The sequence below is a fragment of the Mesorhizobium sp. dw_380 genome, from assembly GCF_018588885.1.
Classification (GTDB): domain Bacteria; phylum Pseudomonadota; class Alphaproteobacteria; order Rhizobiales; family Rhizobiaceae; genus Mesorhizobium.
This window is the reverse complement of the sequence record NZ_JAFFIW010000019.1, coordinates 1-13,578: the sequence shown is the minus strand read 5'-3', so window position 1 is coordinate 13,578 and position 13,578 is coordinate 1. Positions and strand designations below refer to the sequence as shown.

Sequence of the window (13,578 nt, the reverse complement as noted above, 5' to 3'; positions counted from 1 at the left end):
GTGGCGGCGCACTCCCTTGCAACGTTGACGACTAGCGAAGGCCGACGCGACATTCGATCTCCCCCCAAAGTGGGTCCAAGTGGGGAAGATGTCCGGCAGGACAGAGGCGGGGCGCTGTCCCGCCGACATAGCTATTTTGGTCATCCAGCAACTAGGCGTTCAGCCGTGACCGTCCTCGACGAACCGCACCAGCACCGTACCGTCGGTGACCTGCGCACCTTCCGTGGCGATCTCGGCAATCACCCCATCATGCGGCGCGGCGATGGTATGCTCCATCTTCATCGCCTCGAGGATCAGCAGCGGTTGTCCCTTGACCACCGCGTCGCCCTTTGCCACGCGCACCAGCTTGACCAGGCCCGGCATCGGCGCGCGCAGGCTGCCGGAGACGGCAGCCGCGTCATCGCTCCTGGCCAACGCGTCCGGCACTGCGAATGTATAGCCGACGGCGCCTTCGAACACGGTGACGTGGCCGGGCCAGCGGGCGAGGCGAGGAAGGGTGCGAAGGTCATGCGAATTGGCGCTCTCATAGGGTGCGTCGAGCGCCACCTGGAAGCGCCCGTCCGGCCTCACCGAAACCTTTGCCAGAATATCGTCGTCGCCGAATTTCAGCCGCGTGCGCCGCGCCACGCCGTGGAAATGCGCGTAGCCGGAAAGCGACGACCAAGGCTCGTTCGATAACGGCGATACGCCCGCACCCGAGGCGGCAAGGGCGGCTGCCGAGATGATTTCGCCAGCCGGCGGCGCGACCTCGGTCAGTGCCGCCCGATGCCTGCCGATCAGGCCGGTGTCGATATCGCCCGTGCAAAAGTCCGGATCGGCGGCAAGGGCGGCAAGAAAGGCGGTGTTGACGGTGGAACCGGCGATCTCGGTTTGCGACAGCGCCGTGCCGAGCGCTTCCAGCGCCGCTTGCCTGTCCTTTGCATGGACGACCAGCTTCGCGATCATCGGATCGTAATAGGGCGAGATGGCATCGCCGGCGCGCACGCCGGTTTCGACGCGCATCGTGGAGGCATCGGGTGCGGCTTCGGGAAATTTCAGATGGTGCAGCGTGCCCGTCGCGGGCAGGAACCCTCTTGCGGCGTCCTCGGCATAGATGCGTGCCTCGAAGGCATGGCCTGCAAGCGTGATCTCGCTCTGCGTCTTCGGCAGCTTCTCGCCGCTGGCGACCCGCAGCTGCCACTCCACCAGATCGGTGCCGGTGACCATTTCAGTGACGGGATGCTCGACCTGCAGGCGGGTGTTCATTTCCATGAACCAGAAACGGTCTGCCTTGAGGCCTTGCGAGGCGTCGACGATGAACTCAATGGTGCCGGCGCCGCAATAGCTGATCGCCTTTGCAGCCTTCACCGCCGCTTCCGTCATCGCCTTGCGCAATGCCGGCGTCATGCCGGGGGCGGGCGCTTCCTCGATCACCTTCTGGTGGCGGCGCTGCGCCGAGCAGTCACGCTCATAGAGATGCACGGCATTGCCGAAGCTGTCGCCGAACACCTGCACTTCGATGTGCCGTGGCTTGTCGACATATTTCTCGACCAGCACGCGGTCGTCGCCGAAGGCGGCCTTGGCCTCGCGCCGGGCGCTGGACAGCGCCTCGGAGAAATCATCGGGATGCTCCACCCGGCGCATGCCCTTGCCGCCGCCGCCGGCACGCGCCTTGATCAGCACAGGATAGCCGATCTCGCGCGCCTTGGACGCAAGCACGACGATCTCCTGCGCCTCGCCGTGATAGCCAGGAACGACTGGAACACCGGCTTTTTCCATCAGCCGCTTGGCGGCATCCTTCAGTCCCATGGCACGGATCGAGGCCGCCGACGGGCCGATGAAGGTGAGCCCTGCCGCCACCACCTGGTCGACGAAATCAGGGTTTTCCGACAGGAAGCCGTAGCCGGGATGAACGGCCTGCGCCCCGGTCGCCAGGGCTGCCGCGACAATCCTGTCGCCGCGCAGATAGCTCTCGCCGACGGGCGAGGGGCCGATATGAACCGCCTCGTCGGCCATTTCGACATGCAAGGCCTTGGCGTCGGCATCCGAATAGACGGCGACGGTGTGCACGCCGAGCTTGCGGGCCGTTCGGATGACACGACAGGCGATCTCGCCCCGATTGGCGATCAGGATCTTGCCGAACATGGGGCCTCCGGGGTTTGTGACGGGCGGCCCCATTCTGGCAGACGCCAGCTTATTTCGAAGCGGCGATCTCGCAGGCGCCGCCGTTCGTCACCTTGTAGTGGGTGCGCGTCGCCAGGCAGGATTTCATCGCCAGATCTTCCGCCACTTTTTGCGACGGCGCATTCAGCCGCGCACCGCACAGGATGTACAGCGAGACCACCCTGGAATACGGCGTGGTGGCGTAGGCGGAATGGCCGCTGGCCGCCACATAGGCCTTGTAAGCCTTTGTGCATGGCGACATCGGATCGCCCGACAAAGCCGGTGGGAAACGCTTGTCTCCCTCGTTTCCCGCCAGCGATCCGGCCGTGCTCGTGCCTGACGCCGCGAATATTAGCAATGCCGAAAGTATTGAAGCAGACGCATTCCGCAAATATTTCCGTTTCATTCTTGCCCCACCCCAATTGCAAAGTGCAGGACAAGCAATAGCGAATGTTTTCCGATGCGGCCAGCTCTGAAGGCCGGTATCGCGATTTCGTGAGTGGACGTATGTTTTGGTCCGTAAAGGTCAATTTCCACCCAATGCAGCAAGAGCCTGATGGTATAGTTCAGCCGTCGGGCCGTCGTAGCAGCAAAAAATAATGGTTTCGGGAACCGCGTTGTGTTCGATGAAGTCATTCACCGTGCCGACGGCGATCTCAGTCGCCTCATCCTTCGGGTAGCGGTAAACACCGGTCGAGATCGCTGGAAACGCCACCGTCCGACAGTTATTGGCAGCTGCAAGCTCAAGCGACCTGACATAGCAGGAGGCCAGCAGTTCCGCTTCGCCTTTGCCACCGCCTTGCCATACCGGCCCGACCGTGTGGATGATGTGCCGAGCCGGCAGCCTATAGCCCTTGGTGATCTTGGCGTCGCCGGTCCTGCAGCCGTTCAGCGTCCGGCATTCGGCCACAAGCTCAGGGCCTGCCGCGCGATGGATGGCGCCGTCCACCCCGCCGCCGCCGAGCAGCGACGAATTGGCGGCATTGACGATAGCGTCGACGTCGAGCTTCGTGATGTCGCCGGTGTGGATGCGGATCCTGTCCTGCGCCGTGCTCATCTCACATCCTGAACACGCCGAAGCGCGTGTCCTCGATCTCGGCGTTGAGCGCGGCGGACAGGCTGAGCGCCAGCACCTCGCGCGTCTTCGCCGGGTCGATGATGCCATCGTCCCAGAGGCGCGCGGACGAGTAGAGCGGATGACCCTCATGCTCGTATTTCATCAGGATCGGCTTCTTGAACTTCGCTTCCTCCTCCGCGCTCCATTCGCCGCCCTTGCGCTCGATGCCTTCGCGCTTGACCATGGCGAGAACCGTTGCCGCCTGTTCGCCGCCCATCACCGAGATGCGTGCATTCGGCCACATCCACAGGAAGCGTGGCGAATAGGCACGGCCGCACATGCCGTAATTGCCGGCGCCGAATGAACCGCCGATGATAACGGTCACCTTCGGCACCTTGGCGGTGGCAACCGCCATCACCAGCTTGGCGCCGTCCTTGGCGATGCCGCCTGCCTCGTATTTCCGGCCGACCATGAAGCCGGTGATGTTCTGCAGGAAGACCAACGGTATCCCGCGCTGGCAGCACAGCTCGATGAAGTGCGCCCCCTTCAGCGCGCTTTCGGAAAATAGCACGCCGTTGTTGGCGATGATGCCGACCGGCATGCCGTGGAGATGGGCAAAACCGGTGATCAGCGTGGTGCCGTAGTTCTGCTTGAACTCGTCGAATTCGGAGCCGTCGACAAGACGCGCGATCACCTCGCGCACGTCATAAGGCTGGCGCAGGTCCGTCGGTACGATGCCGTAGAGTTCATCCGCTGGATGAAGCGGCGGAATTGATCTCTGTAAGTTCAGGCTTACGATTTTGTTCCGATTCAGGTTTTTGACGATGCGACGGCAGATTGCGAGCGCATGCTCATCGTCCATCGCATAATGATCGGCAACGCCGGAAAGCCGTGTATGCACGTCCGCGCCGCCCAGATCCTCGGCGCTGACATCCTCGCCGGTGGCTGCCTTCACCAGCGGCGGGCCGCCGAGGAAGATGGTCGCCTGGTTCCGCACCATGATCGTCTCGTCCGACATCGCCGGCACATAGGCGCCGCCGGCCGTGCAGGAACCCATGACGCAGGCGATCTGCGGAATGCCGGCAGCCGACATGTTGGCCTGGTTGTAGAAGATGCGGCCGAAATGCTCGCGATCGGGAAACACCTCGTCCTGGTTGGGCAGGTTGGCGCCGCCGCTGTCGACCAGATAGATGCAGGGCAGATTGTTCTGCAGCGCGATCTCCTGTGCGCGCAGATGCTTCTTCACCGTCAACGGATAATAGGTGCCGCCCTTCACCGTGGCATCGTTGACGACGACCATCACCTCGGTGTCTTCGACGCGGCCGATGCCGGCGATCATGCCGGCCGAGGAAATCTCCTCGCCATACATCGACCACGCCGCGAACTGGCCGATCTCGAGGAAGGGCGAGCCGGTGTCGAGCAACTGGGCAAGGCGCTCGCGCGGCAGGAGCTTGCCGCGCGAGACGTGGCGCTCGCGCGCCTCGTCCGAGCCGCCACGCTCGACTGTTGCCGCCTTTTCCGCGATGTCGGCGACCAGCGCTCGCATGCGCTCGGCATTGGCGCGGAAGGTCTCGGAGGCAGGAGATATCTGGGTTTGAAGAACGGCCACGCTATACCCCCTCCGCCATGATCTCGCGGCCGATCAGCCAGCGGCGGATTTCGCTGGTGCCGGCGCCGATTTCGTAAAGCTTGGCGTCGCGCAGCAGGCGGCCGGTCGGATAGTCGTTGATATAGCCGTTGCCGCCAAGCAGCTGAATGGCATCGAGCGCCATCTGCGTCGCCTTCTCTGCGGCGAACAGCACGCATCCGGCCGCGTCCTTGCGGGTGGTCTGACCGCGATCACAGGCGGCGGCGACGGCATAGACATAGGCGCGTGCGGCGTTCATCACCGTGTACATGTCGGCAAGCTTGCCTTGCACCAGCTGGAACTCGCCGATCGGCTGGCCGAACTGCTTGCGCTCGTGCACATAGGGGATCGCCACGTCGAGGCACGCCGCCATCAGCCCGATCGGCCCGCCGGCGAGCACGGTGCGTTCGTAGTCGAGGCCCGACATCAGCACCTCGACGCCGCGGCCTTCCTCATGCAGCACGTTTTCGAAGGGCACTTCGACATCCGAGAAAACCAGTTCGCCGGTGTTGGAGCCGCGCATGCCGAGCTTGTCGAGTTTTTGCGCCACGGAAAAGCCGGCCATTGCCTTCTCGACGATGAAGGTCGTGATGCCGCGCGATTCCCGCTCTGGATCGGTCTTGGCATAGACGACCAGCGTCTCGGCGTCCGGCCCGTTGGTGATCCACATCTTGGTGCCGTTGAGCACATAGCAATCGTTGCGCTTTTCGGCGCGCAGCTTGAGCGAGACAACGTCGGACCCGGCGCCGGATTCCGACATCGCCAGGGCTCCAACGCGTTCGCCCGAGCACAGCGGCGGCAGGAATTTTTCCTTCTGCGCCGGGGTCGCCCAGCGGTTGATCTGGTTGACGCAGAGGTTGGAATGAGCGCCGTAGGAGAGGCCGACCGAGGCCGAGGCGCGCGAGATTTCCTCGACGGCGATGACGTGGGCGAGGTAACCCATGCCGCTGCCGCCGAATTCGGGATCGGCGGTTATGCCAAGCAGGCCGAGCGCGCCGAGTTCGCGCCACAGATGCGCCGGAAATTCGTTCTCGCGATCGATGTCGCCGGCGATCGGCGCGATCCGGTCCTGGGCGAAGCGGCGCACCAAGTCGCGCAGCGCCTCTATGTCCTCGTCATGCCCGAAGCCGAGCGTGTTCGTGTACATGCCGTTCCTCCCCGGCGGATGTCGCGCCGACAAGGCGCATTGTCATCGACAGATATGTCGCCATCACTTCAGCGACCGACAGCCGTTCACCCGGCCGAAACCAGACGATGACGCCGGTCATCATCTGGATCAGCGCCATGGCTGTCAGGCCGGTGTCCTCGATGCGGAAGACGCCCGTCTCGGCGCCATCGCGCAGAATGGAGCGCAGTTCCTTTTCGTAGGCCGTGCGCATGCGCAGGATCTGCGTCAGCCTGTCGGGTGAAAGGCTACGCAATTCCATGTTCGACACATGCGTGGCGTGCCGGCGCTCGATATGGAAGGCGATGTGGTTGCGGACATAGGCCGCAAGCTGCTCCGCCGGATCGGCATCGGCTGGCCGGGCGTGTTCCCAGGCCTTGCGAAGCCCTTCCATGTGCTCGCGCATCAGCGTGAACAGCAGTTCTTCCTTTGTCGGGAAATAGCGGTAGAGCGCAGCGGCCTGCACGCCGACTTGCGCGGCCAGCTGGCGCATCGACATCGCCTCGTAGCCGTAACGTGCGATCAGGTTGACCGCCGCTTCGCGGACTGCCGCTTCGGTTCGCTCGCCGTCGGATCCTGTGGTGCGCGCCATGACCGCCTCGTTAAGATGGCAATAATAAAACGAACGTTCAATTAATTCAAGAGGTGACTTCCGTGCAAAGCACCTATGCGACAATCCTGAAGTCTCCGGGCGCGGTCGACGCCTCGAGTTCCTCAACATCGATACGCGAGACCGACGCGCCCGCCGGGCCTTGCCAAAGCCGCTCGATCATAGCCGAAACCGCCCCCTCGGCGCCGGCTAGCCACGCGGTTACCGAGCCATCCCTTTCGTTGCGCACCCAGCCGACCAGCCCAAGCCCCGTCGCTTCGCTCCGGGCCCAGATCCTGTAGCCGACGCCTTGCACTTCGCCATATATGCGGGCTTGCACGGCCTTCTTTCGATCGTTCATGGCGCGCTCCCTCGCATAGAATCTGTCGCAGGATTGAACGAAGGCAACTGGCTTGAAAGGAGAATGCCGTCGATGGGCCGTGGTTCGTCGGAATATAGATGACTTGCTCCGATAATTAATTGACTAAGTCAACTTTTTCGCCATGATCCGGCTGTGTGGAAATCTTCTGGGGCGCCCTGCCATGCCAACCGATCGGAATGCCTTGGTCCGCGATGTCAGGTGCTTCAACCGGCTCTACACCGGCCTGATCGGGCTGCTCGACGAAACCTTGACGCACAGCGCTTATACGCTGACCGAAGCACGAGTGCTGTTCGAACTGGGTCATCGGCCTGTCCACATTGGCGCCGACGTCGGCGGCAGGACGGGCTTTCTGGCACGGGCGTTTCAACTCGATTTGGGACCAGCAGCGTCTGACATCGCTAGGGAATTCCAGCTGGATCCCGCCCACGTCACAAGAATCCTTCGAAAATTCTCTGCCGCGGGCCTGACCGAAACGCGTGCCGGAATCGACGGCCTGCATCGGCGCGTTCTATCGCTCTCCACACGCGGCCAGGCGGCACTGGCCGCACTTCAGGCAGCAGCGGATCGCGATGTCGCCCGCCTCACCGCGGGCCTGGGCGACGAACAAGCCGCCGAGCTGTCGGATATGTTGACACGCGTCAGATATCTGCTTGGCGGAGCGGAGCTCTAGTTCCCGTGCGCCGCCGCCAAAGCTCCGGGCAGCTCCTCGGCGAAAATGTCCAGTTCGTGGTCGAGGCCGACACTGACGCGGATGCAGCGGTCGAGCCCTGGCGCCATCGGCTTGCGGATGAACACGTCTCGCGACAACAGCCCTTGCAGCACTTTCAGCGCGAAGGCGGCGTCATGACCGCAATCGATGGTGACGAAATTAGTCGCCGAGGCCAGCGGCTTCAGCCCGTTCTGCTCGGCGATGTCAGTGATGCGCCGGCGCCCGGTGGCCACCCGCGCCACCACCGTCTCAAGATAGGCTTGGTCGGCAAGCGCCTCGACGCCGGCGATCTGCGCCATGCGGCTGACACCGTAATGGTTGCGGATCTTCTCGAAGTAGCGGATCACCTGGGCCTCCGCCACCGCATAGCCGCAACGTATCCCGGCAAGCCCATAAGCCTTTGAAAAGGTTCGCATGCGGATGACGTTTGGTCGCGAGATATCAATCGGCGGCAGGGCCGAGGCCGGCCCCAACTCGCCATAGGCCTCGTCGAGCACCAGCATGGCGGTCTCCGGCAAGGCCTTGATGAAGCGGATGATCTCGTCCGCCTCCCACCAACTGCCCATCGGATTGTCCGGGTTGGACAGATAGACGAGCGGCGCGTCCTCCTTGATGACCGCCATGAGCAGGCCGTCCAGGCTTTCGCGGTCGTTCTCGTAAGGGACAGTCACCAGCCTCCCCCCGACGCCGGCGACATGGAAGTTGAAGGTCGGATAGGCACCAAGCGAGGTCACCACGGCATCGCCTGATGCCACATACATGCGCGCCACCAGGCTGAGCAGGCCATCAATGCCTTCGCCGACAACGACGTTCTCGACCGCCACATCATGATGCGCGGCAGCCGCGACCTTCAGGTCGTAATTGTCGGGATCGCAATACATCCACATGTCGCGGGCGATCTCGGCCATGCGGGCAATGACACGAGGCGAAGGGCCAAAACTGCTCTCATTGGCACCGATGCGGGCCCGGAAAGCCCGCCCGCGCTCGCGCTCCTGCGCTTCGGGGCCGACAAACGGCACGGTCGAGGGAAGTGCTGCGATGATAGGCGTGAGGGGAGGGCGCAGACGCATGGCGGAAGCTCGCGTGGAGAGGGATTTCTTGCTAACGTGACCGGGTGGTTGGCGCAAGGCTTCGCAGGGCGGATCTGTGACGCTGGATTCGTTCGCCACTTTTTGCTAGCGAGGCAAAATGAACAATCGTCTGCCGCCAGCCTGGTCCAAACATCTCAAGTCCGGCCCCGCGCCGAAACCCAAATTCCCTCAGCCAAATCTGCCGAAAGCAAATTCGCTTTCACATGCACAGGCAGACGCTGCGTTGCTGGAGCAGGCGTATCAGTTTCAGCAGGCGAAACGGCTTAACGAGGCCCAGGACCTATGTCTTCGGGTGCTAGCGCGCACGCCTAACCATCCTCTCGCTCTGTATATCCTGGGGACCATTTGCCTGGGCTACGAGGACGAGGCGGCCTTGCGATATTTCGCACGCGCGGTCGGCGAGGAGCCGAAAAACCCCTATTACCACCTTGGCCTAGCCTCGGCCTATGTGAAGGTCAGCGAATATTCACCGGCAATCAAGCATATGCAGTATGCTTTGGAGTTGCAGCCAGGCCTTATCGAGGCACTTTGTGCGTTGGGGGACGCCTACATCGAGTTTGACAAGCCTGAGTTGGCTTTGCCGCTCTTCGAGAAGGCACTGAAAACCAACCGGGATCATCCAAAGGTGCGGATCGGATTGGCCCGTGCACTCACCAGTGTAGGGCGCATGGACGAAGCAGCTGGTTACCTCCATGAGGCAATCCAACGTCGCATCGCTGTGCCGACAGCCTACAACGATCTTGTGCAGACGCAAAAGTTCACTGACGAGCCAAAGGAACTCAAATCCATCCTTCATGAGCTCGGAAATTCCAAGCTCGACCCGGACGACGCGGAGGAGCTCCATCTGGCGGCCGGTAAGGTACTGAACGACCTCAAGCGCTATAAGGAAGCGTTCGACCATTTCAACAGAGCCAAACAGGCCTCAGGCCACAACTTCAATATTGACCTATACCGTCGCTGGGTCGACGCGATAATTGAGACCTTCACGCCTGAGATGTTGGCTGCCAGGACCGGCTATGGAAATCCTTCCGAAGTTCCTGTGTTCGTGGTCGGGATGCCTCGCTCGGGAACGACGCTTACGGAACAGATTTGCGCAAGTCATCCCTATGTTTATGGCGCGGGCGAACTTATGAAGCTCAGGCGGGTCGCGAACGCGATCGGACTTAGAAAGTCGTCGGCCGAAAATTTGAACCAGGCGATCGCGTCGATCACAAAAGGCCTATCCGGAACATTGGCCGAAGAGCACCTGACTTATCTGAGCGAGCGAGCACCTGCTGCATCTCGGATCATGGATAAGATGCCGCACAATTTTGAACTGATCGGTTTAATCGGCCTTCTCTTCCCCAACGCGCGCATCATTCATTGCCGTCGTGATGCTATCGACAACTGCGTTTCTTGCTTTGTCTTGAGATTCGGCGAGGGACACGCCTACAACACCGATCTGAGAACGCTTGGCCTATACTACCGCGAATATGACCGGCTGATGCAGCATTGGCACGAGGTTTTTCCCGGCCTTATCTTCGAAAACCGCTACGAAACTCTAGTTGAGGATCAGGAAGCGCAGTCGCGCCGCCTGATAGATTATCTTGGGCTGCCTTGGGATGACGCCTGCCTGCGGTTTTTCGACAGGGACGGTTCGGTCAACACGCTCAGCCGCTGGCAAGTTCGTCAACCGATTTATAAATCTTCCGTCAAGCGCTGGAAAAACTACGAGACGGAGATTCAGCCGCTGATTGAGGCGTTGGGCGACCTGGCGGATACCTGATCGTAACTCGCGATTTGCACGCCGTGGCTCGTGTGAGGCTGAAAAACCAGGCGAAGAACTTTTGATGCACGCCACCGCAGCCTACAAAGCGCAATAAAAAGCGCGATCAGAGGTTGGCTCCGCTCCTGAATGAGTTCCCATTTCTCGACTGAAGATGTGTTGCTACCGACACGTAGGCTGGCAGCTCTTCTGAAGTGCCTGTCTTCGTGCTTGGCATGCCCCGCCGCCAGGATTTGGCACGCCAGCAGGTGTCTCCGCATCAGCCCGACGGTTTATCCCATGCTGGCTTCCGCGGGCGGTTTTTGCTAGCGAGGGACGATGAACTCGCGATTGCCGCCCGCCTGGTCCAAGCATCTCAAGAAGCAGCCAGCGCAAAAGATCGGACCTTTGGCCCAACTACCGAAGCACGGAGCTTCGCGTGGGCCGACCGACGATATGTTGCTGAAACAGGCGCTGGAACTTCAACAAGCCAAACGGTTGCCAGAGGCAGAAGAGCTTTGTCATCGTGTCCTGATGCGCTCGCCCGATCACGCGCTTGCGCTCTACATTCTTGGCATGCTGGGTCTCGGTTTCGACGACGAGTTGGCGATTAAATATCTCGCGCGCGCGGCAACGAGGGAGCCCAACAATCCACATTATCGGCTTAGTCTGGGCGAAGCCTGTTTAAAGGTCGGCGATTACCCCCTCGCGGTTCATCATTTGCAGCGCGCCTGCGAGCTGAAGCCGGATTTCATGGAGGCACTGCGCGGGCTTGGCGACGCTTATGCCGCGTTTAGCAAGGCGGATATAGCTTTGCCGCTCTATCAGAAAGCGCTTGAGATAGACCCGGACAACGCCGTGGCCCGAATGGACATCGCGAACACTCTCGTTGACCTCGGGCGCATGGACGAAGCCACGGTCTGCCTGAACGAGAATATCGCTAGGCGTGTAAGCGTGCCTTCATCCTATAAGACTCTTGTGGCGGTTCAAAAATTTTCCACCGAGCCGCCCGAACTCAAATTCATTCTGGACGAACTTCGAAAAACGACGAATCCGGCCGATGAGCCCTCTGAGCTTCACATGGCTGCGGGCAAGATCCTGGACGATCTTGGCCGTCACGATGAAGCCATGGATCATTTTCTCAGGGCCGCCACGAACAGGGGTTTCAGTTTTGACATTGAATCCTATCGTCGGCAGGTCGACGCGTGGATCGAACTGTTCAATCCGGAGTTCTTTGCGGCGAGGGCAGGATATGGTGACCCATCCGAAACGCCGGTATTCGTGCTGGGAATGCCGCGTTCGGGCACGACACTGACCGAACAGATCTGTTCCAGCCATCCCGAGGTCCACGGCGCGGGAGAACTCACCAAGCTGGGGCGAATCGCAGTGGCCAACGGCCTCAAATTGCAGCCGGGGCTCGCATTCGGGCAGCCGGTCGGGTCTATGACGAAACAGCAATCCATGGCACTCGCCGGAGAATACCTATCCAACTTGCATCTCTATGGACCCGCGGCGTCGCGTATCGTTGACAAGATGCCACATAATTTCGAGAGTATCGGCCTTATCGCCCTTCTCTTTCCAAACGCCCGGATCGTTCATTGCAGGCGCGATCCGATTGACAATTGTTTTTCTTGCTTCGTCTCAAATCTCAACAGGGCGCATCAGTATAACTCGGATCTTGCCCAGCTTGGGCTCTACTATCGCGAATATGATCGCCTGATGCGCCATTGGAAGACGGTTCTTCCTGGGCGTATTTTGGAGAATCGCTACGAAGACCTTGTCTTTGATCAGGAAGGGCAGTCACGCCGTCTTGTGGAGCACCTTGGTCTGGCGTGGAACGATGCCTGTCTTCGTTTCTTCGAAAAGGCTGGTCCCGTCAGAACGATCAGCCGCTGGCAGGTTCGTCAACCGATCTACAAATCATCCGTCAAGCGTTGGAAAAGCTACGAAAGCAGGCTTCGGCCGTTGATAGAAGCCTTGGGCGATCTGGCTGGGGCTTGATCTCTCACGAATGTTCTGCGCCCTAATCGGACTGACAGTGGGTCGTGCGACCGCGTGACGGAGCTGCCCACCGGCTGAGACACCAGGCGAAATTGTCAGTGCCGCGCGCCTCGGCTTCGCCGGCTGCTGCCGGCCGCAAACCTTCAAAAAAACAGGGACGCGGGCCTGTTTGCAGCATAGCTGCATTTTTGACGAACCCATGAAAAAACCCGGCGGTTGCCCGCCGGGTTTCGATTTCGACAAAGCGAAATCTATTAGAACGAGCGCTGGAAGCGGAGGATACCGCCGACGTTGCTCTTCTTGTCGGCGCCGAACCAGATGGAGCTGTTGTCGATGGCGCCCTGGCCAACGCGCTGCCAGTCGACTTCGGCCGTGACCGTGAAGCCGGGAACGATGTCATAGGCAACGTTCGCCGCGATGCCGATGTCCTTCCAATCGTCATACGAGGCCTGGAGGTTGAACGAGGTCTTCTCGTTGAACTTGTAGGTGCCACCGCCCCACACTGCCCAGTTGCCGCCCCACTGCTTGTACATACCGCGGCCGGCCACGTCGATCGGGTTGGTCGGGTCGTTCAGGTTGTCGTCAGAGCCGTAACCGGCCATGATGAACAGCGACAGTTCGTTGGTTGCATTCACGTCCAGGCGAACCTTGCCGGCCACTTCCTCGTAGTTGCTATCATAAGCAACGACGCCGGTGATGGCGCCCCAGCCCTGCGTCCACTTCACGCCACCGACGACATGCGGAACATAGCTGTCGATCGAGTAGTCGCCGTAACCCTCTTCGAGAGAGACCACTGCCGAGAAGCCGTTGCCGGCATCGAAGTAGTACTGGACGACGTTGGTATCGAAGCCGCCGTAAGGAACAATCGTGTCCTGGATGACGTTGCCGGCATAGCCGATGAACGTATCGAAAGCCGATTCGTCCTTACCGACACGCAGGCCACCGAGCTGGATCCAGGCGAAGTTCAGCGAGGTACCCTTGTTGTGCCCCTGCCAGTTGTTACGGTTCGCATTGCCGTAAGGTCCGGTGCTCTGGTCGGTGTAGTCGCCGGTGTTGTTGCCGAAGTTGAAG

General features: G+C 61.0%; 12 protein-coding genes. 3 read left to right on the top strand and 9 right to left on the bottom strand.

Annotation, left to right across the window (positions count from 1 at the left end):
- Positions 1-159: 159 nt before the first annotated feature.
- The 7 genes from JT360_RS18900 to JT360_RS18870 all read right to left on the bottom strand — a co-directional run bounded on the left by JT360_RS18900 (position 160) and on the right by JT360_RS18870 (position 6,941).
- Positions 160-2,124 carry an acetyl/propionyl/methylcrotonyl-CoA carboxylase subunit alpha gene (locus JT360_RS18900; RefSeq protein ID WP_214473249.1) on the bottom strand — a complete coding sequence of 655 codons (1,965 nt, stop codon included), beginning with the start codon at positions 2,122-2,124 and terminating at the stop codon, positions 160-162.
- 49 nt (positions 2,125-2,173) lie between these two features.
- Entirely contained in the window at positions 2,174-2,404 is a 231-nt protein-coding gene (locus JT360_RS34090; RefSeq protein WP_352127811.1) for a hypothetical protein, read from the bottom strand.
- 264 nt (positions 2,405-2,668) lie between these two features.
- Complete coding sequence (locus tag JT360_RS18890; protein ID WP_214473247.1) at positions 2,669-3,199, bottom strand: O-acetyl-ADP-ribose deacetylase; 531 nt, start codon at positions 3,197-3,199, stop codon at positions 2,669-2,671.
- Position 3,200: 1 nt separating this feature from the next.
- Positions 3,201-4,808, bottom strand: a complete 1,608-nt coding sequence (locus tag JT360_RS18885) for a carboxyl transferase domain-containing protein (RefSeq protein ID WP_214473246.1) — start codon at positions 4,806-4,808, stop codon at positions 3,201-3,203.
- Between the two features lies 1 nt (position 4,809).
- The gene (locus JT360_RS18880) at positions 4,810-5,973 is read right to left on the bottom strand and encodes an isovaleryl-CoA dehydrogenase (RefSeq protein ID WP_214473245.1); all 1,164 of its coding nucleotides are present in this window, start codon (positions 5,971-5,973) and stop codon (positions 4,810-4,812) included.
- Positions 5,942-6,583, bottom strand: coding sequence for a TetR/AcrR family transcriptional regulator (locus tag JT360_RS18875; protein ID WP_214473244.1), 642 nt, complete (start codon positions 6,581-6,583; stop codon positions 5,942-5,944). Before JT360_RS18875 ends, JT360_RS18880 begins: the two co-directional genes overlap by 32 nt.
- A 73-nt stretch (positions 6,584-6,656) precedes the next feature.
- Positions 6,657-6,941 carry an acylphosphatase gene (locus tag JT360_RS18870; protein ID WP_214473243.1) on the bottom strand — a complete coding sequence of 95 codons (285 nt, stop codon included), beginning with the start codon at positions 6,939-6,941 and terminating at the stop codon, positions 6,657-6,659.
- A gap of 181 nt (positions 6,942-7,122) precedes the next feature.
- Between JT360_RS18870 and JT360_RS18865 the strand changes: the two genes are divergently transcribed.
- Positions 7,123-7,632, top strand: a complete 510-nt coding sequence (locus JT360_RS18865) for a winged helix DNA-binding protein (RefSeq protein WP_214473242.1) — start codon at positions 7,123-7,125, stop codon at positions 7,630-7,632.
- On the opposite strand, the gene JT360_RS18860 is transcribed toward JT360_RS18865, so the two are convergent.
- Positions 7,629-8,741 carry a pyridoxal phosphate-dependent aminotransferase gene (locus JT360_RS18860; protein ID WP_214473241.1) on the bottom strand — a complete coding sequence of 371 codons (1,113 nt, stop codon included), beginning with the start codon at positions 8,739-8,741 and terminating at the stop codon, positions 7,629-7,631. The two genes, JT360_RS18865 and JT360_RS18860, sit on opposite strands and share 4 nt — an antisense overlap.
- Before the next feature lie 118 nt (positions 8,742-8,859).
- Here JT360_RS18860 and JT360_RS18855 point away from each other — a divergent pair, with 118 nt between their 5' ends.
- Positions 8,860-10,527: a tetratricopeptide repeat-containing sulfotransferase family protein gene (locus tag JT360_RS18855; RefSeq protein WP_214473240.1), complete on the top strand. Its 1,668-nt coding sequence runs from the start codon at positions 8,860-8,862 to the stop codon at positions 10,525-10,527.
- Between the two features lie 318 nt (positions 10,528-10,845).
- Positions 10,846-12,507, top strand: coding sequence for a sulfotransferase (locus tag JT360_RS18850; protein WP_214473239.1), 1,662 nt, complete (start codon positions 10,846-10,848; stop codon positions 12,505-12,507).
- A 254-nt stretch (positions 12,508-12,761) separates the two neighbouring features.
- Here JT360_RS18850 and JT360_RS18845 read toward each other — a convergent pair.
- A partial coding sequence (locus JT360_RS18845; protein WP_214473238.1) for a porin occupies positions 12,762-13,578 on the bottom strand: 817 nt, incomplete at its 5' end.